This is a genomic window from Solwaraspora sp. WMMD1047, from assembly GCF_029626155.1.
GTDB lineage: Bacteria > Actinomycetota > Actinomycetes > Mycobacteriales > Micromonosporaceae > WMMD1047.
In genome coordinates this window covers 7,389,009-7,415,886 of record NZ_JARUBL010000001.1, presented here as the reverse complement: position 1 = coordinate 7,415,886, position 26,878 = coordinate 7,389,009, and the positions used below count along the sequence as shown (strand labels likewise).

At 68.2% G+C, this 26,878-nt stretch carries 15 protein-coding genes and 1 pseudogene; 6 read left to right on the top strand and 10 right to left on the bottom strand.

Going from position 1 to position 26,878, the window contains the following annotated elements; translation table 11 throughout:
- Positions 1–347: 347 nt before the first annotated feature.
- The gene (locus O7627_RS33805; RefSeq protein WP_278097484.1) at positions 348–3,614 is read left to right on the top strand and encodes a tetratricopeptide repeat protein; all 3,267 of its coding nucleotides are present in this window, start codon (positions 348–350) and stop codon (positions 3,612–3,614) included.
- A 79-nt stretch (positions 3,615–3,693) separates the two neighbouring features.
- On the opposite strand, the gene O7627_RS33800 is transcribed toward O7627_RS33805, so the two are convergent.
- From O7627_RS33800 to O7627_RS33790, 3 genes are all read right to left on the bottom strand, one after another.
- On the bottom strand, positions 3,694–4,287 hold the full coding sequence (locus O7627_RS33800) for a hypothetical protein (protein ID WP_278097483.1): 594 nt from the start codon (positions 4,285–4,287) through the stop codon (positions 3,694–3,696).
- 34 nt (positions 4,288–4,321) lie between these two features.
- Positions 4,322–4,894, bottom strand: a complete 573-nt coding sequence (locus O7627_RS33795) for an RICIN domain-containing protein (protein WP_278097482.1) — start codon at positions 4,892–4,894, stop codon at positions 4,322–4,324.
- Positions 4,895–5,297: 403 nt separating this feature from the next.
- On the bottom strand, positions 5,298–5,828 hold the full coding sequence (locus tag O7627_RS33790) for a hypothetical protein (protein ID WP_278097481.1): 531 nt from the start codon (positions 5,826–5,828) through the stop codon (positions 5,298–5,300).
- Positions 5,829–6,038: 210 nt separating this feature from the next.
- On the opposite strand from O7627_RS33790, the pseudogene O7627_RS37250 reads away from it, so the two are divergent.
- Together O7627_RS37250 and O7627_RS33780 are read left to right on the top strand one after the other, a co-directional pair.
- A pseudogene (locus O7627_RS37250) lies at positions 6,039–8,417 on the top strand (AAA family ATPase).
- Positions 8,418–8,455: 38 nt separating this feature from the next.
- Positions 8,456–9,631, top strand: a complete 1,176-nt coding sequence (locus O7627_RS33780) for a restriction endonuclease (RefSeq protein ID WP_278097480.1) — start codon at positions 8,456–8,458, stop codon at positions 9,629–9,631.
- Between the two features lie 31 nt (positions 9,632–9,662).
- Here the strand turns inward: O7627_RS33780 and O7627_RS33775 are convergent, their stop codons facing one another.
- The 5 genes from O7627_RS33775 to O7627_RS33755 all read right to left on the bottom strand — a co-directional run bounded on the left by O7627_RS33775 (position 9,663) and on the right by O7627_RS33755 (position 18,138).
- Positions 9,663–10,556 carry an IS982 family transposase gene (locus tag O7627_RS33775; RefSeq protein WP_278097479.1) on the bottom strand — a complete coding sequence of 298 codons (894 nt, stop codon included), beginning with the start codon at positions 10,554–10,556 and terminating at the stop codon, positions 9,663–9,665.
- A 61-nt stretch (positions 10,557–10,617) separates the two neighbouring features.
- Positions 10,618–14,133 carry a WD40 repeat domain-containing protein gene (locus O7627_RS33770; protein WP_278097478.1) on the bottom strand — a complete coding sequence of 1,172 codons (3,516 nt, stop codon included), beginning with the start codon at positions 14,131–14,133 and terminating at the stop codon, positions 10,618–10,620.
- A gap of 1,670 nt (positions 14,134–15,803) precedes the next feature.
- Positions 15,804–16,331, bottom strand: a complete 528-nt coding sequence (locus O7627_RS33765; RefSeq protein WP_278097477.1) for a hypothetical protein — start codon at positions 16,329–16,331, stop codon at positions 15,804–15,806.
- 265 nt (positions 16,332–16,596) lie between these two features.
- Positions 16,597–17,487, bottom strand: a complete 891-nt coding sequence (locus tag O7627_RS33760; RefSeq protein ID WP_278097476.1) for a toll/interleukin-1 receptor domain-containing protein — start codon at positions 17,485–17,487, stop codon at positions 16,597–16,599.
- Positions 17,488–17,880: 393 nt separating this feature from the next.
- Positions 17,881–18,138 carry a hypothetical protein gene (locus O7627_RS33755; RefSeq protein ID WP_278097475.1) on the bottom strand — a complete coding sequence of 86 codons (258 nt, stop codon included), beginning with the start codon at positions 18,136–18,138 and terminating at the stop codon, positions 17,881–17,883.
- Between the two features lie 174 nt (positions 18,139–18,312).
- On the opposite strand from O7627_RS33755, the gene O7627_RS33750 reads away from it, so the two are divergent.
- On the top strand, positions 18,313–18,924 hold the full coding sequence (locus tag O7627_RS33750; protein WP_278097474.1) for a DNA-binding response regulator: 612 nt from the start codon (positions 18,313–18,315) through the stop codon (positions 18,922–18,924).
- On the opposite strand, the gene O7627_RS33745 is transcribed toward O7627_RS33750, so the two are convergent.
- The gene (locus tag O7627_RS33745) at positions 18,921–22,529 is read right to left on the bottom strand and encodes a hypothetical protein (RefSeq protein WP_278097473.1); all 3,609 of its coding nucleotides are present in this window, start codon (positions 22,527–22,529) and stop codon (positions 18,921–18,923) included. The two genes, O7627_RS33750 and O7627_RS33745, sit on opposite strands and share 4 nt — an antisense overlap.
- The gene (locus O7627_RS33740; RefSeq protein WP_278098539.1) at positions 22,526–23,413 is read right to left on the bottom strand and encodes an S-4TM family putative pore-forming effector; all 888 of its coding nucleotides are present in this window, start codon (positions 23,411–23,413) and stop codon (positions 22,526–22,528) included. Before O7627_RS33740 ends, O7627_RS33745 begins: the two co-directional genes overlap by 4 nt.
- Before the next feature lie 242 nt (positions 23,414–23,655).
- Between O7627_RS33740 and O7627_RS33735 the strand changes: the two genes are divergently transcribed.
- Together O7627_RS33735 and O7627_RS33730 are read left to right on the top strand one after the other, a co-directional pair.
- Positions 23,656–24,549, top strand: a complete 894-nt coding sequence (locus O7627_RS33735; protein WP_278097472.1) for a hypothetical protein — start codon at positions 23,656–23,658, stop codon at positions 24,547–24,549.
- A 754-nt stretch (positions 24,550–25,303) separates the two neighbouring features.
- Positions 25,304–26,290, top strand: coding sequence for a site-specific integrase (locus O7627_RS33730; RefSeq protein ID WP_278097471.1), 987 nt, complete (start codon positions 25,304–25,306; stop codon positions 26,288–26,290).
- Positions 26,291–26,878 lie beyond the last annotated feature (588 nt).

The window sequence follows — 26,878 nt, the reverse complement described above, 5'->3', positions numbered from 1 at the left end:
GGCATGGCCCGGTTCCAACGGCGGCACGTCCGAGCGACGCCAACGTTTGAGCTTCTCGCCGAGCGCGCATTCTTGGCGCCCTGGACATGCTGCGGACCGCCGGGAACGACCCTTCCTTCGACGCCCAGCCGGCGCAGCGGCGGTGAAGGTCCGACGCTTTAGGATGGCCGATCCGTAAGGTTTGAGCCATACCGGGCTGACCGGCAGCGGTGTTCACGTCGTGCTTTCCGGAGGTGACACGGGCTGGCATCGGGCGAGCCAGGACCGCGGAACCCGTCAGGCCTCACTAGTGTGTACGGTTCATCCACCGACGTGCGGAGCCAGCGGCGGGCCAGACGGGGAACTTCGTGGACGAAAACCATGCGGCACACGTCGGAGCGGCGATCCGCCGGCATCGGGCGGCGGCCGGGCTGACCCAGCAGGAGCTCGCCGCGCGGGCGGGCCTGAGCGTGCGTTCGGTGCGCGACCTCGAGCGGGGCCGGATCGGCCGGCCGCGGTCGCGATCGGTACGCGGGCTGGTCGAGGCGCTGGCCATGCCCGCCCACGAGCGGGAGGCGTTGCTGGCCGCCATGACCGCCGGTGGAGGCGGCGGAGGCGGCGGCCACCTGCTTGTGGCCGTGCTGGGCCCGTTGGAGATCGTCGTCCACGGCTCTTATGTGGACATCTCGTCGGCGCGGCAGCGCACCGTGCTCGCGTTGCTCGCCCTGCACCACGGCCGGACAGTGCCGGTCGACGACCTCGTCGACGCGCTGTGGGGCGACCATCCGCCCCGGACCGCGCGCAACATGGTGCAGCTCTACGTCGGCGAGGTGCGCGCGCTGCTCGGTCCGGCCGGGCACACCGTGCGGTTCGGCGGCGGTGGCTACGTGGCCCAGTGGAGCGCCCTGGAGGTCGACCTGGCCCGCTTCGACGACCTCGTGACGCGGGCGCAGGCCGCCTGGTCGGGCGACCATCTCGAGCAGGCGGCCGAGCTGTACGCGGACGCGCTGCGTCTCTGGCGCGGCCCGGCACTGGTCGACGCGGGGGATCGCCTGCGCCATCACCCGGCTGCCATCGCCGCCGGGCAGCGCCGGATCGCCGCCGCAGTCGCGTTCGCCGACGCAGCCATCGCGCTCGGCGCGAGCGAGCGCGTGATTCCCGTCCTGCGGGCTCTTTGTCGCGAAGAGCCCCTCCAGGAGGCGCTGCACGGCCGGCTGATGCTCGCCCTCGCGGCCGCCGACGAGCGGGCCGCCGCCCTGCGGGTGTTCGCCGACCTGCGCGCCATGCTCGCGGACGAGTTGGGGGTGGAGCCGGGCGCCGCGCTGTCCGACATTCACCTGCGCATCCTGCGCGCCGGGCGGCCCGCGGCGCCGGCCGACCGGCCCGGGCGGCGGACCCCCGCCCAACTTCCGGCCGCACCGTCCCCGTTCGTCGGCCGGGCCGCGCAGTTGGCGGCCCTGGACCAGCTCCGCGCGACCGACTCCGTCGCTGTCATCGCCGGCACCGCCGGCGCGGGCAAGACCGCGCTGGTCCTCCATTGGGCGCATCTGGTCGCCGAGACGTTTCCGGACGGCCAGCTCTACCTGAACCTGCGGGGGTACGACCCCGAGACGCCGCTGGACCCCGGCGACGCGCTGGCGCGACTCCTCGCCGCCCTCGGAACACCGGGCGAGGACGTCCCGCCCGCGGTCGACGAGCGGGCCGCCCGCCTTCGCACGGAGCTGGCCGGACGACGGATTCTGCTGGTGCTCGACAACGCCGGCACGGCCGAGCAGGTCCGGCCACTGCTGCCCGGCACCGCCAGCTGCACCGTCGTGGTGACCAGCCGCGACGACCTGGCCGGCCTGGTCGCCGCGCAGGGCGCCCGGCGGGTAGACCTCGACCTCCTGCGGGAAGACGAGTCGGTCCTCCTCCTGCGCCAGCTGATCGGGGCCCGCGCCGAGGCGTCGCCGGACGCCGTCGCGCGGATCGCCCGGCAGTGCGCGCACCTGCCGCTGGCACTGCGGGTCGCGGCCGAGCTCACCGCCGCGCGTCCCGACACGTCACTCGCCGACCTCGCCGCCGAGCTGGCCGATCATCAGGACCGGCTGCGGTCGCTGGACGCCGGCGGTGATCCCAGGGCCGCCGTCGCCACGGTCTTCTCCTGGTCGATGCGGCACCTGACCGCCGACAGCGCCCGGACTTTCCGGCTGATCGGGCTCCATCCAGGAGCGCACGTCGACGCCTATGCCGCGGCGGCGTTAACCGACAGCACGCCGCGCCAGGCGGGTCAGGCCCTGAGCACGCTCGGGCGTGCGCACCTGATCCAGGCGAACGAGGGCGGCCGGCACGGCATGCACGACCTCCTTCGGGCGTACGCCATGCAGCTCAGCGACGAGTTGGACAGCGCCGAGGAGCGTGCGGCAGCCCGCGGCCGACTGTTCGACTTCTACCTGGCCACCGCGGCGGCGGCGATGGACGCCCTGCATCCCGCCGAGGCGCACCGCCGGCCGGGCGTGCCGGCTCCGCCGACGCCGATGCCCGACCTGCCCGACGCCGCGGACGCCCTGGCCTGGCTCGACGCCGAGCTGCCCACGCTGGTCGCGGTGACCGCGTACGCGGCCGCCCACGGCTGGGGCAGCCACGCCACCCGGCTCGCCGTCGTGCTGTTCCGCTACCTCGAAGGCGGCCACTACGCCGACGCGTCGATCATCTACCGCCACGCACTGGCCGCCGCACGACACGACGGCGACCGCGGCGCACAGGCGCACGCGCTGCACGGCCTCGGCTGTTTCCATTACAAGTGCGGGCAGTACGACCTGGCGGCCCGCTATCTACGTACCGCCCGGGAGCTTTTCCGACGCGTCGGCGACCGCGGCGGCGAAGCGCGCGCGCTGAACAACCTCGGCAACGTCGAGCAGTGGCGCGGGCGGTACGGCGTCGCGGCCGACCTCCACCGGCGCGCCCTGAACCGTTACCTGGAGGTCGGGGACCAGGTCGGTCAGGCGCGGGCACTGTCCAATCTCGGCCGGAGCGAGTACCGGCTGGGTCACCTCGCCGCCGCCGCCGGCCACCTCCAGCGAGTGCTCGTGTTGTGCCGCACCATCGGCGACGCACCCGGCGAGGCCGAAGCGCTCGACCGGCTCGGCAGCGTCGAGCACCAGCGCGGCCACCACAGCGGCGCCGCCGAACTCCACCTCCGGTCCCTGCGGCTGCACCAGCGCAACGGCGACCGCAGCGGGGAGGCATCGACCATGGCCAATCTCGGAATCGTCTACCGCGAGCTCGGCCGGCACGCGGAGGCGGCCGACCTGCTGCACCAGGCGCAGGCGCTGTACCGGGAACTCGGCGACCAGGACGGGGAAGGCGACGCCCGCAATGGTCTCGGCGAGGCGTCGCGGGCCACCGGACGGCATGCGGAAGCTCTCCGGCACCACACCGCGGCCCTCGCGCTCGTCTCGATGAGCGGCGCGCGCGACCAGCAGGCGCGCGCCCACGCCGGCCTCGGCCACGCCCACGACGCCCTTGGATCGCCCGAGGACGCAGCCCTCCACTTCCGACGCGCGCTCGCCCTCTACGCCGACCTGGGCATGCCGGAGGCCGGCATTCTGCGGGCGCACGTCGCCACCCGCCGGCCGGGCCGGCGGGTGGGATGACGGGAGGTGATCCTCGGCCTCGGTCGGCGACCAGGTCGGTTCTCGGGCCTCAACCGAACCAGATTCTCTGTCCGGCCGGTCATCCGCCGCTGAGAACGCCTACCCAGAGCCACAGGCCGTTGTGGCGCCGGTTGCAGTCAAAAGTGATCAAGGGAACGTTGGTGGTGGCCGCGTTCTGGACGGTGATGCACTTTCCGGTCATCTGATTCCAGATGAGGTCGCCACCGCTGGCGTAGTCGGTCTGGATGATCCAGACGTCGTTGTTGACACTGTCGTAGGTGCAGGTGGCGTTGACGATCGGGATGTTGTTGCCGTAGTCGGCGTTCTTCACCGCGAGGCACTTGTCGTTGTGCACGTTGCCGTCATTGGTGTACGTGTGCTGCGGCTTGAGTCGATACACGTTGGGGCCGGGCTCCCATTCCAGGAAGATCCGGTCGTTATTCGGGGCCGCCGAGGTGTACGGGGCCTGGACCAACGGTGCGGTGTTCCCGGTCGAGGCGTTCAGCACGGCCATCGCCCTGGGCATGCCCGCGTTCTTGGTGTGCAGGCTGTAGATCGGCCCTGAATAGACCACTACCGGTGCGGCCGAGGCGGGCGGGGCCAGCCCGACCACGCCCGCGGTGGCCGCCAGCACGGCGGTCGTCGCCCAGCGCAGTGCCCTGGTGGTACGCACGATGGAATCTCCTTGATAGAAGGTGGACAGCGGGCTACCAGACCCACAGGCCGTTGTGGCCCCCGTTGCAGTCGAAAGTGATCAGTGGAGCGTTGTCGGTGGCCGCGTTCTTGGTGGTAATGCACTTTCCGGTCATCTGGTTCTCGATGAAGTCGGCTCCGGTCCTGGGGTCGAGCCGAATGATCCAGACGTCGTTGTTGGTGCCGTCGTAGGTGCAGGTGGCGTTGACGATCGGAATGTTGTTGCCGCGGTCGGCGTTCTTCACGGCCAGGCACTTGTCGTTGTGCACGTTGCCGTCATTGGTGTACGTGTGCTGCGGCTTCAGCCTGATCACATTGGACTGCGTCTCCCGCTCAACGACGATCCGGTCGTTATTCGGCGCCGCCGAGGTGTACGGGGCCTGGATCAACGGCGCGGTGTTCCCGGTCGAGGCGTTCAACACCGCCATCGCCTTGGTCTTGTTCATCTCCTGGGTGTGCAGGTTGTAGAAAGGACCGACGTAGTCCACGACCGGTGCGGCCGAGGCGGGCTGGGCCAGCCCGACCACGCCCGCGGTGGCCGCCAGGACGGCGATCGCCGCCCAGCGGAATGCCCTGCCGATACGCACGTGGGGATCTCCTTACGGTCGTCGTGTGCAGGCAACGTACAGCGCGGCGACCCCAGCACCGCTTGATCGACAGCGGCGGGTCCGCCCGACGGGCTGGGCTGCGCCGTTGCCGGCAGGCGGGCACGCGACCGGCAGAATCCCGGCAGGTCGGGCGGCGTCGCGTCGCCGGGAGCCCACGGGCGGGCGATCCTCGAGAGGTGATCTCCGGTGTTGCCCACAACGGACCGGTCGACATCGCGTACGAGCAGTTCGGTGCCGACGACGGCGAACCGATGCTGCTCGTCATGGGCCTCGGCATGCAGATGATCTTCTGGCCGGACGACTTCTGCCCGGCCCTGGCGGCTCACGGGTGCGAACGCCGCGGCGACCGCGGCAGCGGGTACCGGCGGCCGCGACTGCGCGGTCACGCCGGCCGGACGGCCACCGGGCCGGCCACCCGACCCGGCCGCGTCGCGGTGAGGTCGAGGTCGGGTATCGGCAGCTCGTCATGTCGCTGCCCCGGCACAATGCCGCGGCCGCCGGCGACGGCCGGCCGGGCCGCGGCCGCGGGCGGGTCACCGAACCACAGGCGTACGTCGAACCAGGGCGAGCCGCCGTCGCGGTTGTCCCGCGGCAGGCCGACGTACGCGGTCGCCTCCCCCGTTCGGATGTCGCCCAGGTGCGCGATCCGCACGTGCCGCTTCGGCGGCACCACACCGGCGAACACCTCCGGGAACTGCCCCTTGTCGTCGAAGGCCAACTGCCGGTCACGGCTGTTCTCCACCGCCCCGCCGAGCCGCGCCTCGCTACCCTCCCAGCCGATCGACTCGATCCCGCCCTGCAGCGAGTACAACCGCACGACGTACCCGGCGCACAGGATCTCCAACGAGTTGTCATCCACCCGGGCGCGCACCCCGTCGACCCCGGCCAACTCCGCCTGGCCCAGGTGCACCATGTTGCGCCACACCGTCGTCCCAGGTCTGCGTCAGTAATGTAGCGAGTCACAGCAGTAGTCGGGTCGACGCTCATGCCGATGGCCACGGCCAGCGCTTTGCCCACGCCGGTTGTGGTGACGCCAATGGGCCCAGATGTAGAGATCGTCCTTCGCCGCTGAGTTGAGGTACGAGACGCCGTCCGCCTGCCTCGATGACGGTCCGGTACCTTCATGCGTCTGCGATCTGTAGTGGACATCAGTGCGTTGGTAGGTTGCTCCGTGGTAGCGAGATCGCGACGAAACTCCGATGATCACGTGCGACGAGAAGAGGACCGCGTGGATGAACAGGTGATCACTCCTGCTCGCACTGACGACTTGGTGAGGTCGGTCGGCCGTGAGCTGATCGAGGTAGGGCTGGGCCAGGCGGGATCGCTGTTCCTCCCGGGCTGGTCGGTGTGGTCGCCGGCCACGGCCATGGACTTGTTTCGCGTGTACAACGAGCGGCCGGATCAGGGGTCGGACGCGTTCCTGGTCAAGCTGAGCCGACAACTCGACGATGCGTCCGATGAGGTGAAGCTGCTGGCCGCGGAGTTGCTGACGCTGCAGGCGCTCCCGCTGACCAACCTCACCGCCGCGACTAAGCAGAGACGGGTCGAGTCTGTGCTGGCCTGGATGACTACCCCTGCGACGGTGCCGGAGAGGGTGCTGGAGGCGTTCCAGCAGAGCACCTGGAACGGTGGCATCGGGGCCAACACCATGCTGTGGAAGTGGCTCGCCGACGCGGTCGAATTCCTACTGGCTTGGTGGGATGTGCCGGATGAGCAGCGCGCCTCCGCGCTGACTGATCCCTGGGTCTGGCAGGACGTTGTGTACCGGACGAAGCTCATGGCGTCGCTGCGGGAGTCACTTCTGTATCTGGGGTTTCCCACCCACTTTCTGCCGATCCTCAACCTCGAACACAAGCGTGCGATCCGCGATGCGTTCGCCCCGAGTACCTTGGTAGCGCGCAGCACGGACCTCAACCGGGACCTGTTCCAGATCGCCGTCCGTGTGCAGGAGCAGGTTGGTGGACGGCCGGTCGACTTCTACCGGCCGCCGTTCGTCGGGCAGTGGAAGCCGCCCCCGCAGGGTAGGCGTGCCTGGCTGGTCCGACCGCGGGGCGGGGAGGATCTGTTCCAGTCCTGGAAACGAGACGGCGTTGTGTCGCTTGTCGCCACACATCTTGGCGAGGTACCGGCGGGCGCCGAACGGCACGAGGTCCGGGCGGCAGTGGAGACAGGTTTCGGGCACCTCGACTACGCCGGCCGGCTGGTGCTCGCCACCGAGTACCACGCCTTCCTGTCGCTGATGAACGCGGACGATGTCGTGGCGACGGTTGTCGACGACCGGCTCCACCTCGGGATGATCGAGGGGGCGCCGGAGTATCTCCCCGACGACGAGCAGGTGTGGCTGCGCAGGCCGGTGCAGTGGCTGATGCTCGACGCCCTTCCTGTCGACGCCCTTCCCGCGCCGCTACCTGCTGAGCTGGATCAGCAAGGAACGGTGGTGGACCTGACCGGCGCGCTGGAGGTTCTCGCCACCCTGATCGACAAGGTGGTCGAGCCTGCCGATCGGCCGGCCGACAGTGACAGGCCAACCCCGGTGCCGGGGCAGGTGCGACTTGTGCTGCCTGCCGCCACGGACGACCTCGCCCACCGCCTACACCTGTCTCGGGACTGGTTGCAGGACCTGCTGGATCTGTGGCACGAGCGTTCGCAGGTGGTGCTCTGCGGGCCGCCCGGTACCGGCAAGACGTTCATTGCCCAAGCCGTCGCAAGACACGTCACCGACCGGGACGCCATACGGCTGGTCCAGTTCCATCCCTCCTACGCCTACGAGGACTTCTTCGAGGGGTTCCGGCCTGTCGTGGGTACCGACGGCGGCGCCCTGGGGTTCGCCAAGACTCCGGGTCCGCTAAGGTAGATCGCCGCGAAGGCAAAGGAAGACCCGACCAGGACGTACGTCTTGGTCATCGATGAAGTCAATCGGGCCAACCTGGCGAAGGTCTTCGGCGAGTTGTACTTCCTCCTGGAGTACCGGCAGGCCACGGTCCGCCTGCAGTACTCGCCAGCGGAGGCGTTCAACCTGCCGCCCAACCTACTGCTGATCGGCACCATGAACACCGCCGACCGGTCGATCGCACTGGTCGACGCCGCTATGCGGCGACGGTTCGCGTTCGTCGAGTTGCACCCCGACGAGGAGCCGGTCAGATCCGTGCTCGACGAATGGCTGGGGCGACAAGGCAGACCAGATGACCAGCGACCAAAGTTGCTCCGGGCGCTCAACGAGGCGATAGGGGAGGCGGATCACGACTTCAAGATCGGCCCCTCCTACTTCATGCGCCCCGGTGCTGACGACAATGGCGGACTCAAACGGGTATGGGACCACGATCTGCTGCCGCTGCTGGAGGAGCACTACGCGGGACGCCTGACCCGCGCGGCGGTGCGGAGCAGATTCGGCCTGTCGGTCATTCGCCAGCGGGCCGAAGCCGATACGCCCAACGCCGACGGCACGAGCTCTGGAGGTGGATCGACCTCGAACGGTGCGGACCCAGCCGTGGGAACGACGTGAACCCGGCGGCCGGGCCGGCACCAGTCGTGTTGACGGAGGTGGGCACCAAGGAGGTCGTGCTGTCGCTGGACGACGCCCAGGTGGCGGCGCTGCGCGCGGCCGACCTGGTCACCGTCCGCCGCGCGGACGGCGGCCGCTGGAGGATCAAAGCCGGCCGCAAAGTCGGTGCCATCCGGGTCGGCGACCTCGAGATCGAGGTGACACCCAAAGTCGGCCTCGCTAACATGATCTTCTTCCTCGGCTACGCCACCAGCCCTGGATTCCGTCCCGAAGACGTGGCCGGTATGCCGGTCACCGGCCTGTGGCCCGCGTTGGCGACATCACTGATCCGCCAGATCCGCCGGGCACTGACCTCGGGGCCACTACGCGGATACGTCACCGTTGACGACGCCCTCCCGCTCATCCGCGGACGGATCCGGTTCACCGACCAACTGGCTGGCCGCCCCGGCATGCCACTACCTGTCGAGGTGCAGTACGACGATCACACCCCAGACATCCCCGAGAACCAGATCCTGCGCGCCGCCATCCGGCGGATGCTCGCGGTACCACGACTGAGACCCGTCGACCGAGAAGACCTGACCGAACTGGACGCGCGGCTCACCGGCGTGACCGCGCTGCCCACCGGCACCCCACCGCCGGTCTGGCGCGCTGGTCGGCTGAACGCCCACTACGCTCCCGCTCTCCGCCTCAGCGAGCTGATTCTGCTCAATAGCTCCGCGGACCCGGGCGCCGGCGTCCACATGATCGCAGCCTTCGTGGTCAACATGGAGAAGGTCTTCGAGGCGTTTATTGGTGCCGCACTACGCGACGCCCTGTCGGCCCATCCGGGCCACACAGAAACCCCGGGTAAGGACACCCTCGATCTCGGGCAAGCGATCCGGATCGAACCCGACGTCCTCCACATCATCGACGGGCGGCCAGCAGCGGTGTTCGACGCCAAGTACAAGATCGAGCCCGGCACGGGAAGACCCACGAACCCCGACCTGTACCAGATGCTCGCCTACTGCACCGCGCTGAACCTCCGTACCGGATGGATCATCTACGCCGAAGGCGCGGATCCGCCAACGACGTGGCACGTCCGCAACACCGACATCCAGATCGGCTACCAGACCCTCAACCTGCGCCAACCCCCCGACCAACTATTGAAGGACGTGCAAGCCTTCGCACGCTCGGCCATCCACCAAGCCGTACCGCCTTATTCCCAGCATGTTTGATCCGTACTAGACGAGTAAGTCCGAAGTCGGGTCAGTGGTCGTAGGCGGTCAGGGATCTGGTCACGGGTTGCCCGGTGGTCCGGTTGTGCCAGATCGCGGCGGTCATCGCGAGGAGCCGTTGCGCGACTCGGGCGCCTACCCCTTGGATACTTCGACCGCCGTGTAATTCAAGGTCGAGTTGGCCTTTCAAGGTGTCGTTGACCGACTCGATGAGCTGCCGGATGGGCTTGAGTAGGCGCTCGTCGGGACGGGGGGTGCGGTTGCGGTACGACGGTCGCAGCAGCCGCACTCCACGTTCGGCCAGCCACCGGTCCAGCTCGGCGGAGACGTAGCCCTCGTCCGCCACGATCAGCAGACCCGGACGGTCAGTGACGAGGTTCGGGTCATGATCGAGGATCGCGGTTAGTACCTGCCGCTCGTCGATCTTCGGGGTGGCCAGGGCCCAGGTGATCGGCAGACCGGACGGGGTGCAGACCAGATGCAGACGCAGGCCCCAGAAGAACCGCGAATGCGAGGCGCAGTAGCCGTACCCGGCCCACCCAGCCAGATCGCACCGCTTCACCGTCGGTCTCGACCGGCCGCACTCCACCGGCGTGGAGTCGATGACCCAGGTCGTGTCCGACCACAGGTCGGTGTCCGCAGCGACCGCCCGGATGGCGCGTTTGAGCAGCGGCAACGCCGCCCGTAGGCGCTTGTTGTAGCCGGACTGGCCGGGCAGGTACGGGAACGCTCCGGGCAGATGCCCGGGCACGAACCGCAGCCAACGGGCCTCGGACCGTACTCCGAGCAGCGCCTGCGCGACAGCCAGGGTGAGTAGTTCCGCGTCGGACAGCTCCGGCGGCCTACCGGTCCTGCGAGGCCGTCCGAGCCAGTCATCGATCTTCACGTACAGTGCGGTCAGAAGGGTGTTGAGGTCTGTCGTCACAAACGGATCTTCAACACCCTTCGTCTACGTCCACACCTCGGGGTCGTTAGGACTTACTCGTCTAGGTGGGTTGTCCGGCGCTCGGCGCCAAGACCATCATGCAACGGTCGTCGCCGCCGGTCACGACGCGATACAGGCCGTCCGGGCCGGGCAACACCGCCACCGCCTGCACCGAGCCGGTGTGGCCGGTCAGTTGGGTCAGTTGGTCGCCGGTGTTGGGGTCCCAGACGCGCACCGTCCCGTCGGCGCTGGCGGAGATGATGTGGTGCCGGCCGTCCGGGCGGGGTAACACTGTCACCGCCTGCACCCAGCCGGTGTGGCCGGTCAGTTGGGTCAGTTGGTCGCCGGTGTTGGGGTCCCAGACGCGCACCGTCTCATCGGCGCTGGCGGAGATGATGTGGTGCCGGCCGTCCGGGCGGGGTAACACTGTCACCGCCTGCACCCAGCCGGTGTGGCCGGTCAGTTGGGTCAGTTGGTCGCCGGTGTTGGGGTCCCAGACGCGCACCGTCCCGTCGGCGCTGGCGGAGATGATGTGGTGCCGGCCGTGCGGGCCGGGTAACACTGTCACCGCCCACACGCGGTCGGTGTGGCCGGTCAGTTGGGTCAGTTGGTCGCCGGTGTTGGGGTCCCAGACGCGCACCGTCCCGTCGGCGCCGGCGGAGATGATGTGGTGCCGGCCGTGCGGGCCGGGCAACACTGCCACCGCCCACACGCGGCCGGTGTGGCCGGTCAGCTGGGTCAGTTGGTCGCCGGTGTTGGGGTCCCAGACGCGCACCGTCCCGTCGGCGCCGGCGGAGATGATGTGGTGCCGGCCGTGCGGGCCGGGCAACACTGCCACCGCCCACACGCGGCCGGTGTGGCCGGTCAGTTTGGCCAGTTGGTCGCCGGTGTTGGGGTCCCAGACGCGCACCGTCCCGTCGGCGCCGGCGGAGATGATGTGGTGCCGGCCGTGCGGGCCGGGCAACGTCGCCACCGCCCACACCGAGCCGGTCAGTTCGGTCAGTTGGTCGCCGGTGTTGGGGTCCCAGACGCGCACCGTCCCGTCGTCGCCACCGGAGATGATGTGGTGCCGGCCGTCCGGGCCGGGCAACACTGCCACAGCCCAAACCAGGCCGGTGTGCCCGGTCAGTTTGGCCAGTTGGTCGCCGGTGTCGGGGTCCCAGACCCGCAACGATCCATCGGCGCTGCCGGAGATGATGTGGTGCCGGCCGTCCGGGCCGGGCAGTACCGCCACCGTCAACACCCAGCCGGTGTGGCCGGTCAGTTGGGTCAGTTGGTCGCCGGTGTTGGGGTTCCAGACGCGCACCGTCCCGTCGTCGCTGGCGGAGATGATGTGGTGCCGGCCGTGCGGGCCGGGCAACACTGTCACCGCCCGCACTCGGCCGGTGTGGCCGGTCAGTTGGGTCAGTTGGTCGCCGGTGTTGGGGTCCCAGACGCGCACCGTCCCGTCGGCGCCGGCGGAGATGATGTGGTGCCGGCCGTGCGGGCCGGGCAACACTGTCACCGCCCGCACTCGGCCGGTGTGGCCGGTCAGTTGGGTCAGTTGGTCGCCGGTGTTGGGGTTCCAGACGCGCACCGTCCCGTCGTCGCTGGCGGAGATGATGTGGTGCCGGCCGTCCGGGCCGGGCAACACTGTCACCGCCGACACCGGGCCGGTGTGCCTGGTCAGTTTGGCCAGTTGGTCGCCGGTGTTGGGGTTCCAAACCCGCACCGTCCCGTCGTCGCTGGCGGAGATGATGTGGTGCCGGCCGTCCGGGCCGGGCAACACTGCCACCGCCCGCACTCGGCCGGTGTGGCCGGTCAGTTGGGTCAGTTGGTCGCCGGTGTCGGGGTCCCAGACGCGCACCGTCCCGTCGTCGCTGGCGGAGATGATGTGGTGCCGGCCGTCCGGGCGTGGCAGCACCGCCACCGCCCGCACCTCGCCGGTGTGGCTGGTGAGGGTGCGGTGGGTGGTGCCCGACCAGATAGCGGTTTGCACCTGCCAGGGCCACTCGGGATGGTCGGCGGTGAGGGCGTCCGCCAGGCGGGTTGATCGGGTCTTGCGGGCCCACACGTGTAGCCACCAGGCCCGTTGCGAGTCAGACCAACCGGCCCAGTCGCTGGTCGCGACGCTCTCTACAGCAGCGGCTGCGGTAATAGCGTCCCGGGTGGTGAGGGTGTGTCGATGCGGCAGGATCTGGCCGGGCGGGCAGGACAGCAGAAATCCGGGATCGGACATGAGATCGTCGAGCATCCCGGCGGCGGCCGCATGTGCGGGCAGCCGCAGCCGGGTGTAGTCGTCGATACCGGACCAGTCGCGCCGGCCGGTGGCCGGGCCGGCCGGCGGGGTCAGCCAGGTCGTGACCGCCCGGTGCGCGGCGCGCCCGGCGGTGTGCAGCTGGTCGGTCTGCCCGGCGTCGACAGGTTCTTCACCGCTGGCGGGTGTCGTGGTGAACAGGTCGCGCAGGCTCTGGTGGCGGACCTGGTACCGGCGGTGGCGGTCCGGGCCGGTGGTCACGTCGAGGAACGCCCGGGCGGGCCCGTCCAGCCACGCTGTCAGGTCGCCGACGTCATCCGGTCTGTTCAGGACCGGCGCGAGGTCGGTGCTGCTGATCGGGCGGCCGAGGGCGGCGAGCACGGCCAGGGCGGGCAGATGCAGCCGCCGCCAGTCGGGAAGTACCGCCCACCGGTGCTGGATCTGTAGTTCGTAGTAGCCGCGCAGCCCGTCCGGTAGGCACGCGACATCGTTGGGCGGGCGCAGGCCGGCGCGGATCTCGTCCAGAACGTACCGCAGGTAGATCCACACTCCGCGGCAGCGATCCAGCAGCGTCGCGACGAACACCGCCGCGGGCACCCGGTGCTCGGCCAGCGCGCGGGTCAGGGCCGGGTCCGGGGTGGGGCCGGTGGTCGCGGCGTGCAGGTAGGCGGCCATGTCGGCCAGGTTGTCGGCGCCCTCCACCTCGATCTGCGACCAGCCGACCCGCACCGGATCCCGCAACGCGACCAGCGGAAGACCGTAACGGCTGGTCGCCACGATGTACGCCCCCGCCGGCAGCGAGTCCGGCGCCGGTAGGCCGAGCGGGATCCCGGTCCCCATGCCCGCGGGATCCGGCCCGGCTTCGTCCAACCCGTCGACGACCAGCACCAACGGCCGACGGTGGTCCGGGGGGAACCGCTCGTCGCGGGTCGCTACCGCCGCCCGGATCACCTTGGCCAGCCAGTCCGGCCGCTGCGCCGCCACCGGGAACACATCCCCCGGGGTAAACCGCCCCGCCAGATCCCACGCCCCGATCAACTGCGCGGCCAGACTCTTACGCGCCTCCACCGGGTCACGCGCCCCGCCATCCAACCGGGTGAAGTGATACGCACACGGACGGGTCCACACCAGATGCGCCGCCAACGCGCTCTTGCCCACCCCGGCCTCGCCCCGCACCACCACATACCCGCGGTCAGTGGACGCGATCCGCTCATCAATCCCGGCGATCAACCCGGTACGGCCCTGAAACCGGGCAAGATCCAACTGCTCGGACAACGGCGCCGGATCGAAGATCGCATCATGCAGCCGATCGAACCGACCAACCGTGACCTGCACATACATCGGCCCGGTATGCACCGACCCGGTGATATCCCGACCCGCCACCACCGCACCCGGCGCCAGCTGCCAACCCGAGCCCACCCGCTACCGACCCGATCCCCGCCGACGCGACCACCACGACCCGCTACCAGTCGTGTCGACGTCCGCTCCCTCGGTGATGTCCCGACCCGCCACCACCGCACCCGAACCGACTCCAGCCGTCGGCATCGACGAACCACCACCAGCTGCGGACCCATCCGTCCGGACCCGGCCACCGATATCCCGGCCCGCCACCACCGCACCAGCACCGACAGGCCGATAAGCCCTAGCCGCGTCCCCCGCCAACCAGCCCGCCAGAACCGCGCCCACCAGCGTCAACACCCCGGCCGCAACCCACCACTGCCAACCACCCCGCAACCCATTGATCACGGCACTGTTCACAGCGGCCAGCACCACCCCGACACCCGCGGCCCAGGCAACCCGCCGACCAGACACCCACCCACCCCATGATCACCAGAAGCTTCGAAGCTGCCACCGACAGTCAAAGGATATTCGGCACCGGCAACCGACACCTGACCCCCAACACAACACCAACTGACGCTCGCCAAGGGCGACCAGGACCAGCGATCCCCCACCGCCGATACAGCGCGAACCGCACCGAGCACCCGCCGCCGCGATGACCGGTGTTGCTGACGTCGTGGCGGTGCTGGCCGCCGGACTGGAGCGCGTACGCCGATGCCACGCCGCGGTGGCTGACGCGGGCAAGTCACTCGCTCAAGCCCACCGTCGCCTGGCCGAGGTCGGTGCCGGCTCGACCGACGCCCGCCTCGACGCCGCGAAGAACCTTCTCGTCCAAGCCGACGGCCGTCTACCCGACGCGGCCACGGACCTGACCATGGGCACCCGCGCGGTCAGTCGACTACGTCGCCATGATCGGGTGCCCACCTACCCGGCGCAGAAATCGCCGGGGCCACCGGCGAGCGCAGCTGGCGCCGATTGGCCATCTTCACGACGGACCACCGACCACGGCGACGTCCTTGCCGATGAGACCGAGCAGTCTTGCCTGAGTGTGCCGTCCGCTAGTGCGACACCCACACGACGTCATGAACCGAAAGGTTGATCATGGAGAGCGGCGACTCACTCACAGAGCGCCATCCCACTATTTGGGCTTGCGTGCAGGCAGGGCACTCCATGATCAAGACCCACCTGGACGGGACAGGTCACCGCCGGACTGGCCGGGACGCGAGGGACGCTCGTCGCACGAGCACCCACCGAGCACCCAACCATCCACAAGGGACGAAACAAGCGAGGGGCCTGCCTGCCAGTCCGGCAGGTCAGACCCCTGATGATCTTGCGCGCCCGAAGGGACTCGAACCCCTAACCTTCTGATCCGTAGTCCGAAGTGGAACAATCCACTCCTCCAAAATCGACTCTGGCCAAAGTGGCGTCCAAACGCAACCTGTTCTGTCCGGCCCTGTCCTGGTGTATCCGCCCAGGTCCTAGCCCTGCATGCCGTCCCTATCCATGTATATCGATTGTCTTGATGTGCCTGATGGAAGCCCCGAATCCGGCTACGTCCAGGTGCGTCCGTGTGGGTTCCCCGACGTCCGAGCACCCACGGAGCACCCGCATCATCGCCAGCGCCCGATCGCCGGATGATCGGGATGGTCGGGGAGCGTGCGGAGGGGGTGCCGCTACGGGGTCGCCGCCCACGGCGGCGCGGGCGGGTTCGCGCTGACCTCGGTACGGGGTGGCACCGGCCAGCCCGGGATCAAGGACCTGTCTCCGGTGAGTTCGAGGGCGGTGATCGTGGCCAGGTCCTGTACCGCCTGGACGAAGCCCTCGACCCACATCGGCGTGATCGACGTCCTGCCGTCCTTGCGGTCGTACAGCGTCCTGGAATCGTTCGTCGCGGTCTGCGGGTCGTCGCCGTGTGCGAGCCGGTTCCGGACCGCCTTGGCGTCGCGTAGATAGTGGTCGAGGCGCTGCGTCTCGATGGTGGTCCAGAGCCAGCGCCCACCGCGACCCGGCTCGGGCTGCGCGCGGACCCGCGCCCGCCACCGGCCAGTGACATCCGCTACGCCGAGGTGCTGGCCGAACCGCTGCCGTATCCGTTCCATGGTCACCGGCGTGTTCTGCCGAGGTCCGCCGCGCGCGCCGATCATCCGGTTGAAGAACATCTCGAACGGCCCGTACGTCAACAGGAACGCCCCATACCTCATACTCCGGTACCCGGAGTTCCGCCAAGACTGGAGGTCAGTGTAAGCGCCGCTGGTCAAGAGGATGATCACTGCAGTGCCTGACGACAAGCAGGTAGCCGAACGACGGCACCATGACCGGCAGCATGATGCCAGTCGGCGATCCTGCGGCGGACAAATTCGCACGTCAGTGCCTGCGGCCGAGTTTCCGAACGGTACACGATTGCATCGGTAATCAACGATCTACGGCCGAGGTCAGAAGACCCTCGTCAGCCATGAACAATCGAGACTAGTGATTGTCCAACGAACGAACCACCTCGCTCGCCACCTGGCCGATTCCCTTGTCGGCCGCCACGATCGCGATGATGTCGGCGATCGACGGGGAGAAGGCGGCGACGGCCGATCTTGGGATGTCATACCAAAGCGGGATGAGCTTCGCATCACCAGCCATGAGGCGGTTGATGATGCCGTTCAGTTCCCATTGGGTCCAGTTCTTGCGGATGAACGCGGGCGACAGGACGACGAGACCATGCCTGCTGGTCGCGATGCCGCGGTCTAGGCTCTGCCGCAGGCTGTCGCCAGGCCGAAGCTCGAACTCGTCGTACCAGACACTGAGACCGAGGTCTCGTAAGGACTCGGCCAACGGTCGTACGAGCGAATCCTTATCCTCGCTCGCATGTGATATGAAAAGATCGTATGCCTCCCCGGTAGTGCTCAGGCGGCGCCGGACCTCGGCCAGCAGGGCGGAGGCGTCGCTGGCGTCGTACTCCATGATATAGCGGCGGGCCGAACTGTTGTACCGGTGAATCCCGGTGCCCTGCATGGTGAAATGCGAGGGGTGCTTATTGCACAGCTTCTCGCCCGCTTGAATCTCTGCCAAGGCTTCAGGGATGGTGTCATGGAAGGTGACCAGGTGTTCGACCTTATCGATGGGCCAGAAGAGCCTTCCGTAAGTAGCGCGATATCTGCGCGGGGATATTCCGTGCGTCGATTTTTCGTCAACCGCATTGAGTCGGAAGATGTAATCCACGAGCGCATCGTCGAGCGTCTCGTAGCTCAGCCGAACAGGTCCGGGAAACACCGTCAGTTGCCATAATCGGTTCCCGGTGGTGCTGGGGCTGGAAAGCGCTATTCCTCCCGGGAGGGCGGTGGGTCCAAACGGCCCGAACTCGGGACTCAACGGCGTAGCCCTCCCTGGATCCATGCGAGCCGGCACGGACGCTGGAATGATTACTGCCCGCTCGTGAACCGTCGCTGCTGTAGGGCGCGAGGAACCCACAAAGGGTAACTGTGCCGACACTGCAAGTCACATGCTAGCGCAACTGTCAACACCGCGCCGAACGTGGTTCTGGCCCACTTTTGGAAGAAGAGGCCAGAACCACGGCTTCAGGATGGCAGCGGATGACGACGCAGCGAGAGGGTCGAAGCGACTGTCGTGTTTCGGATAACGGCCTGCGAATCTGGGACATTTCGATCGGATGATCAACGAGAACCAGCCGAGCAGGCTGGCGCGATCTTCGAACTCCAGTCGCGACCGCGCAACGAGCTTGCTCGGCAGTGCTCAGGCCCGTCGTCAACGGTTGAACGGCCACACTGAGATCGTGCGGCGACGTTTGGCGAGGACGTAGCGCACCATGGCCTTCGTGATGTCGTGCCGGCGCCGGCCGTCGTGGATCTCGTGGTAAACCTCGTCGGCGGTGAATCTTGGGTTTTCCGCAGCGACCTTGAGAATGTATCGGGTCTTTGCATCGTCGAGGTTGGGGTCTGGCTGTGGAGTGCGGCGCCGAAGGGGTCGGTGGATGCGTCGACCCGATTTGTCGAAGTAGACCACGCGGGGACCCTCCAAGCGCCGTCGGATGACTCGACGCTATGAACACGTAGCGTTGCAGGTCCATGACTGATCATGCGGAACCATGACGGTGAAATGGCAGGACCCTGTCCAGACCTAAGCTGTCGGCGCTGATCCGGCTTGTAGCTGGGCAGCACAAGGGAGGTGCGGGGCACTGTGACCGTTCATCTTGCGGTCCTGGACCCCCTGCCAGTGTTCCGGGCTGGCGTTGCAGCGGCGTTGTCGAGCGTGGGGCGCCTCGTTGAGGAGCCCACCGATGTCTTGGCCTGGTTGCGTGAACGGCCTGGCGGGGTGGTGCTGTTGACCGTGCACTCCGTCGAAGACCTGGATCGTCTGACCGAGTTGTGCCTGGTGCGGCCCCGCCCGATCGTCCTCGCGCTGCCGTCCGGTGATGTCTCCTCGCTGGGCGTTCGGGCGGTGCGGGCCGGCGCGCGGTCGGTGGTGGCGCGTGCGGCGTCGGTGCCGGCGTTGCAGCGGGCGGTGGCTGCGACGCTCGACGGTGAGGCGGTCATGCCGGCCGACGTGGCAGACCTCCTAGTGGCCGGCGGAGGCGGCAGGGCATCCCGTCGCTCGGCTCCCTCGGCGGCGCAGGTCGCCTGGTTACGGCGCCTGTCCAAGGGTTGGACTGTGCCCCGGCTGGCTTCGGAGATGGGTTACTCCGAGCGGGCCATGTACCGGCTGCTCCAGTCGCTCTACCAGCAGATCGGCGTCAAGACCCGACTTGAGGCGATCATGCTGGCGCACGAGCAGGGATGGTTCGAGGACTAACTGGTTCGGCCTGGCCGGAAGCGCGCCAACTCCGTGAGTACAGGATCGAGGCGGGAGTCGCCGTTGGCCAGCGTCTGCACCATGAACCTCAACCGGTCGTCTAACCCAGGAGTCCGTTCGGCCGGCTGAGGTCGGGCCCGGCGGAACGCCTCCAGGGCCGTGGCGGGTTCTGCATTGTCGCGGAGGACCGCGTAGCACCGGGCGATTCCGGTGAAGTCCCAGGCGACGAGATCATTGGTATCAGCCGCAGTGCGTTTGCGGGTCTCGTCATCGAGCTGCTGGAAGAGATCTCTTGCGGTGCCAGGGAGGCCGCAGGTTCGCGCGATGATCCCCCGCAGCGCGAGCTCTGCGGTGTCCTGGCCGGCCAGCCGGTAGCGGGCCGACTCTTCGATCGCCTTGCGGGCCGCAGGGAGATCGTCAAGGTGTACGTGGGCGAGGGCGAGGGTGGTGAGTGACTGCCGCAGGTTGTTCGGTTCCCGGTGGTCGCGAGCGATTCTGACGGCCCGCTCAGCTGCCGACCGCGCGTCGCTGTGTCGGTTCCGGTAGAGGTACAGGTTGGCCGTTGAGTTGAGCAGTTCTGCCTGTGCCGAGGGGTCGGGGCGGGCCGGGATGAGTTCAGCACACTTCGCCAGCATTGTCAGGGCATCCGGGATTTGGTTGAGTTCGGCGTACCAGCGTGTCAGCCGCAGCGCGATGTCCAACGCCAGTCCGGGGTCGGCCTCGTGGGCGTCGTCGAAGGCCGCGAGAGCGTCCGTCACTGCTTGCCGGTAGTTGCCGTGCCGCTGCCGACAGTCGGCGAGGCCGATCAGCGCGGCGGCGCGGTCGCCGTCGTCGTCCTCGCCAGCCAGCCCTAGGGCCACGGCGTAGTACTTCTCGGCCTCCGCGAGGTGGTCGTGTTCCCAGAACATGAAGCCCATGTTTATGTGGATCCGGCGTATCGCCTCGTGCTCCTGATTTTCCTTAGCGATGGTGAGCGCGGCTGTGTAGGCCGCCCGCGCCGCGGGGAGATCGCCGCTGTAGGAGTAGATGTCGCCCAGGGCGGCGAGATTCATCATCTCGCCCTCCGGGTCGTCGTCGAGGTGGCCACGCACGGCTTCCCGCTGGGTGCGCAGCTCGGCACCGCTGCCCCAGTGGCGTACCAGGTGGGCCATCGACTCGATGAGGCTGTGCGCCGGCTCGTACATTCCAGCCCGGAGCCAGACGTCAACACGCGCGAAGTGCATGTTCAGGTCGACCATGCCCTGCACATCGCCGTCGTCCTTCTGCAGAGCTTCCAGCACCTTGGCTGATCGGAGCAGGAGGCCGCGACGGGTCGGCCGCTCGCCCTCGCCATCGTCCGCGTTCCGGTCACCCTCAGCCAGCCGCGCGAGGACCGGCCGGATTTCGCTCCTGCGCAGATACCGACGGCCGTCCCGGCCCTCAAGGACGAGACGGGCAGTGACGAGTGCCCGAACGGCCGGCTCGATCCGCGCTGCGGGAACGTACGGCTCCAGGACGCCGATGACAGCATCGGCGAGAACCGGGATGCCGAGTGCTGCCAGGCCCTCAGCCGCCCGCTGTTGTTCGATGGGAAGGTTGTCGACGAACAGTTGCACCAGCCGCTCGTGTACCTTGCTCGCCGGTACGGAGGACAACCATTGCCCGACCTCACGGGAGTGCAACACTGGCGGATCGCTGCTGAGGACCGCATGGAGGAGTTCGGCGAGTCGCGGGCTGCCAGCTAAAGCGCCGTGGATGCGCCGCAGATCATTGTCCGGTAGCGCGGCGAGGCCGTACCTGTTGCTCGGATCGAGCTCGGCGAAATGCTCGCGTAGTGACGGCGGTTCCAGCCCGTCGACGATGATCCGACACGCCGTACCTGTCCACGCCACGCCTGTCGTCGCCGCAGGCATGTGCTGCGTCACGAACACGACCTTGACGACAGGGAGCAGCCGGCCCTGCACGGCCTCCAATGCCAGGTCGAGCTCCGAGTCGCGGAGAACGCCATCCTCCTCAAGGAGGTTCTCCGCCGCGTCCAGCACGATCACCGGCCGGGCATCTCCGGCCTTGTCGAGGCCGTCCAGGGCGATCTCCAGGCGTGCCCGCGCGGAAGGGCCGGCCACCAGGTTCGAGCCAGGCGGCTCGATGTCCTCTATCAGAGTCGGTACACCGATCTCACCGTACGGTGTGACGTCGTGCCAGCGCACTGGTGACGTCTCGTCATCCGGATCACCCCAGCCCATATCGGCGAGAACCTCACGCACCAGCGCGGTCTTGCCTATCCCCGACGGACCACTAACCACGATGACCGAGGTGACCTGATCGTCCAACGCCGCACGAAGGCGACTCCGCTGACCCGTCCGGTTGACAAAGAGGGAACCGCTGCGCGCAGGCCGATCGGGGGCCCGCGTCGCCGCCGTGCCGGTCGCTGCGAGGAGGGTTCCCGCATCGAATGGCATCGGCGGCTCCGCCTGCAGGTCCACTGGGCCGAGTAGCGCCCGGGTGAGCCGGCCCGCCAGCCGCGCACACCACCGGCGAGCATCCGGCGTGCCGGAGGTATACGCAGTGTGCAACATCGCCTGCGCGAGGAGGGACACCTTCAGCTGCCGGTGCCACTGCACCGAGCCCCAACCCTTCTTGACAGCGAACTCGAGCGCCGGTTCGCGCAGCGCGTCGATTACCTTCCGTACGTCGCCCGGCATGCCATCAGCGACGCGCTGGTCGCGGTGGTCGCGTTCCAGGTGGGTGAGGAACGCCAGGCGGCTCCGCGGGGAGGAGGCCCCGATCTCGCGCCAACAGAGCGAGACCAGCAGGGCGGCGAGATCCCGACTGAGCGGCGCCCGGGCCTCGTAGGTGGCCAGGTCGATCAACCGGAAGTCAGCAGGGTGGGCGGTCTCGTCATGCATCGGTACGAGGACGTTGTCCCCGTGCAGGTCGCCGTGCGCCCGGCCCACCAGATAGTGGATCTGCTCCCGGGTCGCGGGGGAGTCCTCGGCGAAAAGCCGCCATGGGTTGGGCAGCGGACCGTCCTCGCCCGGCAGTTCCAGAAACGCGGGGACGAGCAGGTCGTGCCGTTGCGCCCAGTCGCGTAACCACCCATCTGCCTTGAAGCTCTCACCCAGTTCACAACTGAGCAACTCGGCCACAGTCGAGTACTCGGCGTCGTACTCGGAACCGGCCCAGCCCTCGAGAATCTCCTTCCACACCACAGCGCAGACCTGCGCGAGTTGGTCGAGCTCCACAGTCCCCAGCGGAATTCCCTCGGCCATCGACTGGCCGATCACGATGGCGCCCTGGCTACACCGAACCGGCGGGAAGACGATGTCCGTGAGGTGTTCGCGGAACCTGATAGGCGCCTCAGCAAGGGCTGCCGCGTGCCGCCGAATCTCCCGCCGATGGTTCACCGGCACCGGTGGACAGTATTTGATCACGCACCAGCGCGGGTTGGGCGATCCGTTGGTGCTGGCGAGGAGTGCCTTCGTCAACCGGGCTCCGGTGTAACCGCGGCGGAGCGCCGTGATGCTTCCGGAACGGATTTCAAGGCAGTTGTCGAGCAGCGACTCGATGATCTCGGAAGCGACGGCCGCGTCCTCGAACTCGCGGGTTAGGTCCTCCAGGGTGGTCATGACCGGGGGAACCGCGCTTCCAGCTCCTGCATCCTGATCTGGAAGTCAAACTTGTCCTGGTCGTGGTATCGCTGGAAATACCAGACCGGCAGGCGCGGCTGGAGCTGCCGCATGTGGTAGAGCGTGTCCTGCACCTGGCGGGCGAAGAACGTCAGTGCCGCGGGGGTGGCGATGGCCGGCGACGACGGATCGTCGATGACCGCACGTACCAACCCCAGTACGCGCAGCCGTTCCCGGGTGCTCGCCATCTGCGTGCGGTACATGTCTAGACACAGCAGCAGCAGGCCGAGCGAAGGCACGAACCATCCGACGACCAGCCTGCTCACCGTCGCGCCAGCGGCGAGAGTGAGCAGGACACCCGTCGCGGACCACAGCACCAACACGCCGAGCATCATCTGGGCGAAGCGGAGCCTGACCCGCGATCCCCAGGCCAGGTTCTGTTCCAAGCAGAAGAGCACGTCGTAAGGCGCTGCGGCGCTTGCCACGAGGTAGTACCCCCGGAGTCGATCTTCGTCACCGCGGAAACGCCGGCTGAGCCGGCTCACCTCGTCGTGGCCGATGCGATCCCCGATCGCGACGCGGTTCCACGGCAGGCTGAGCAGATCGGCGTCAAACATCTCCTGGAGCGTCGCAGCGATCCGCAGATGCCGTTCAGACCAGGGTGCCATCGCCCCCTTGTAGACCCCGGCCCAGATCGCGCCGCCGAGGGCGACCGCGGCGCCGTAGCGTGAAGCCGGGCCGGTCAGCAGGCCGCCGATGGCCAAGGCGATCGAGACGCCGATGCTCAGCGCCTGCGCGCGCTGGTTGTAGAGGTGAGCCACGGCGATGGCCCTGAGAAGCCGCAGAGCCGCGACGCTGTCCTGCCTCGCGACAATTGGGTGCATGCCCGCCAATGGCCCCTCCCGTTCGTGAAGGTCGACGCAGCGATTTTCACACGCTCGGTACCCCCGGCGATACAGTCAGTTCGTTGCGGTAGCCTCGCAGCCAGACTTCATGCCCGACCCGGAAGGTACGGACAGACCGCGCGGGGCCTTGTGCGGTGCGCAGCGGTGCCGTACCGCGCAGGGCCAGTAATGCGGGCGCTGCGACTGCAAGTCCATCCCCGGAACCCGACAGGATCTCTGACATGCGCGACGACCTCCTCGCAATCAGCGAGGCTGCCTTCTCAGCTCAACAGCAGGCCCGGGACACCTATCCAGAGCTGGTTACCCCCGGCTCCCGGCCAATCGCATGGTTCGGCGATATCAGCGCCTACTCCGCCTCCCCATTGCGGATCATGACAACCGGTCTCAACCCTTCCAACATCGAATTTCCTGACGGGGATCCCGACCGACGGTTCCCCCGTGCCAGCGGTGTCGAGGATGCTGGACCGAAGTACGTCGACTCCCTCAACGCGTACTTCACCACAGACCCGTACATGAAGTGGTTCAACACTTACCGGACCTTACTGGAAGGACTCGACGCATCCTTCGACGGTAGCCACGGCGCCAATGTCGCTGTGCACACCGACCTCTTCAGCCCTGTCCCTACCTCGCCTACATGGAGCCGACTGCCATCGACGGCCCGAAAGGAACTGGCCGAATCCGGGATCGCATTGTGGCATCAGCTGGTCCAGGCCCTTCGCCCAGACGTGATTCTGCTATCAGTGGCGGAGAAGCATCTCAGCGTCATCGACCTCCCCTCTCGCGAGACCGGGTGGAAGGTCCTGCACACCATCGAGCAACGAAGGGCACCGTACCCGGTGCGCACTCGCGCTTACCATCTCAACGGACACCCCATCCTTGTGGCCTGGGGCAGAGCGGCGAACACCCCGTTCGGCAGCATCAGCTACTCCGCACGACGCGAGATTGGCACCGCTATCCGCGCGGCCACGTCCAATCTGCGAGAAACGGGAACCAAGTTAATTCGTGCAGACACCAACGGCGGTGACCTGCTGTCTTGGCGTTCCCGTCAAGCACCCGGACACCTGACGGCCTCCTTTCCTTCCAGCGTGAAGGCCGATGGTCGGAAAGAGCCTTGACACTACGCCCATACCCTTCCGATCGGGCTTAACTGGAGATGCTGTCTTCACTAACGGAGATTCGTGGGTAACGAACCACCCGCCGATCTGCTGCCACATGCTCGCCGGCCAGTACCGGCGGCGGACCGCGCCGCCGTCGCTGAACTGGCCGAGTTGTTCCACCGCATAGGTGTTGCCGATCTCGTTGAGCAGCATCGACGACGCTTGCACGGTGCCCGCCCGAGCCGATCAAGCTCGCCAAAGGTCCAAGACTGTCTCAGCCGGCGCGGAGGATGCGACCGCAGGCATCCGGCTCAAGGATTCGGTGCCCCAGTCTGTCCGCCGGCAGCTCGCGATGGGTCGCTCCGACGACGCAGCGACGAACATGGAAGGTGGCGTTGTCGCCGGCGTCACCGTCGACATTCTCGGCACGTTGGAATCACACGGCTCGTGGTCAACGTCGTGGCGGGGGAATCGATCTCCTGATCCTCGCCTGGTGGCCGTGGTCGTTGACCAGCAATAACCTCTACCAGGCGTATGTCGCAAATCTTTGCTGAACGTGGTCTTGCACTGCTCCGGCTTCGCGACGATGAGCGCACATCAGAGCGAGGGGGAGATCATGAGTAGTCAGGGTGTGGTGGTGAAGCGGTGCCGGTGTGTGGATCCGGTGACGGGTCGGGGGCGGGGTAGGTCCTGTCCGCGGTTGCTGGAGCGTGGTCATGGCAGTTGGTATTTCCACTGCTCGGTTCGGGATCTGCTGGGGCAGGTGGGGAGGGTGCGTCGGGGTGGTTACCCGTCGGAGGTGGCGGCCCGGCGGGCGCGTGACGAGTTGCTGGCGCTGTCGCGTGAGGAGCAGGCGGGCCGGTCGTGGACGGTCGCCCGCTGGTTGCGGTACTGGTTGTCGACCAGGACCCGGATCAGGCCGACGGCCCGCATGCACTACACCCGCGATGTCGAGCACTTCCTGATCCCGCATATCGGCGGGCTGATCCTCGGCGATCTGACGTCGCGGCAGCTGAACATGGCGTTCGCCCAAATCGGGTCGACCCGGAACCGGTCCGGGCAGCCGCAGACGCCCTGCACCCTGCAACACGTGCACACCACTCTGCGGGCGGCGTTGTCCGCCGCGGTCCGCGAGGGCCTGATCGTCGACAACCCGGCTCGGCGGGTCGAGCTACCCGCCCGTGCACGTCCGCAGGCCCAGGTGTGGACCGAGGCCCGGGTCGCCGAATGGGCGGCCACCGGGCAGCGACCCACTATCGCGGTCTGGACGCCCGGTCAGCTGGCGAGTTTCCTTGACTATGTGCGTGACGACAGGCTGTTCGCCCTGTGGTGGTTGATCGCTCTGCGGGGGCTGCGTCGTGGTGAGGCCGCCGGCCTGCGGTGGACGGAGGTGGACCTGCACGCCGGCCAGTTGTCGGTGGTGCGGCAGCGGACCACCGCCGGCTATGACGTGCACGAGGGGCCGCCGAAGTCGGCGGCGAGCCGGCGGACCGTGGCTCTGGACCAGCACACCGTGCGGGTGCTGCGTCAACACCGGGACCGGCAACAACAGCGGCGGCGTGCCGCACGGGCCGAGGTGGGCAAGGTGTGTCACGACAGCGGATACGTGTTCACCGGCCCGGACGGGCTGCCGTTACACCCCGGCTACCTCACCCAACGGCTACGGCTGCTGGTGGCACGGGCGGGGTCGCCGCCGATCCGGTTGCATGACCTGCGGCACGGCGCCGCCACCCTGCGCGCGCCGCCGGCGCGGACCTGAAAGCGGTCCAGGACCAGCTCGGCCACGCCACCATCGTGGTGACCGCCGACACCTACACCAGCGTCCTACCCGGCGCGCAGCGGGACGTGGCCGAAGCCACCGCGCGTCTCGTCCTCGACGCCGGCAGACCCGGCGAGGAGACCCGGGGGCAACTGCGCCGCGGACCGGACACACCGCAGGAGCCAGCCGACGCGACGCGAACACCGGCCGCGGGTCGATGCCGACCACGATGGACGCCGTCCCGGACACGAAGCGGGTCGAGAATGCGGGCGTCGACTTCACACCGCAGACGCCGGTTACGCGCGGCCGGCTGACAGACTCCCTTCCCGCTCACGCGCATCGAGATCAGTAGCCGAGGGCGGACGTCGGTGATCGCGTTCTCCACAGGTACCCGGGCGCGGAGCCGGGTGAGTTGTGTACGCGTAGCCAGCGCGGCGGGGCAGGTGGACGCGTCAGTCCCGGGTGGGTGGACCAGCGCGTGGCCGCGTTGGTCCACCCACCCTCGAGCCGGCTACACCCCATTTCCGTGCCGCTGGCCGCAGACGTCTGGGCGCCGATCGGGTTCGTGCTGCCGATGAGCATCGGCGT

Excerpts from the sequence above, each read along its gene's own strand:
- O7627_RS33790 (WP_278097481.1), bottom strand. The coding sequence starts at position 5,828 with ATGGTGCACCTGGGCCAGGCGGAGTTGGCCGGGGTCGACGGGGTGCGC.
- O7627_RS33770 (WP_278097478.1), bottom strand. The coding sequence starts at position 14,133 with ATGTATGTGCAGGTCACGGTTGGTCGGTTCGATCGGCTGCATGATGCG.
- O7627_RS33765 (WP_278097477.1), bottom strand. The coding sequence starts at position 16,331 with ATGAGGTATGGGGCGTTCCTGTTGACGTACGGGCCGTTCGAGATGTTC.
- O7627_RS33745 (WP_278097473.1), bottom strand. The coding sequence starts at position 22,529 with ATGACCACCCTGGAGGACCTAACCCGCGAGTTCGAGGACGCGGCCGTC.
- O7627_RS33740 (WP_278098539.1), bottom strand. The coding sequence starts at position 23,413 with ATGCACCCAATTGTCGCGAGGCAGGACAGCGTCGCGGCTCTGCGGCTT.
- O7627_RS33735 (WP_278097472.1), top strand. The coding sequence starts at position 23,656 with ATGCGCGACGACCTCCTCGCAATCAGCGAGGCTGCCTTCTCAGCTCAA.